The following is a 216-nucleotide window of genomic DNA, read 5'->3' on the forward strand; positions in this document are numbered from 1 at the left end:
GTGCGCAAGCGCCGCAAGGTCAAGCGCCCCACCGGCGAGCGCCAGCCTTTGGCGGCCAGCCATCACGTCAACGATACCTGGAGCACGGACTTCGTGATGGATGCCCTGTCCAGCGGCCGACGGATCAAGTGCCTCACGGTGGTGGATGACTTTAGCCGCGAGTGCGTGGACATCGCCGTGGATCACGGCATAGGCGGGGAGTACGTGGTTCGACTG

1 protein-coding gene is annotated in these 216 nt (G+C 64.8%); it reads left to right on the forward strand.

Annotation, left to right across the window (positions count from 1 at the left end):
• Window positions 1-216 (forward strand): DDE-type integrase/transposase/recombinase (locus C666_RS21045; RefSeq protein WP_039919675.1); only part of this gene is annotated, 216 nt, incomplete at both ends.

Origin of the sequence: Thauera linaloolentis 47Lol = DSM 12138 (assembly GCF_000310205.1) — a bacterium.
GTDB classification, from domain to species: domain Bacteria; phylum Pseudomonadota; class Gammaproteobacteria; order Burkholderiales; family Rhodocyclaceae; genus Thauera; species Thauera linaloolentis.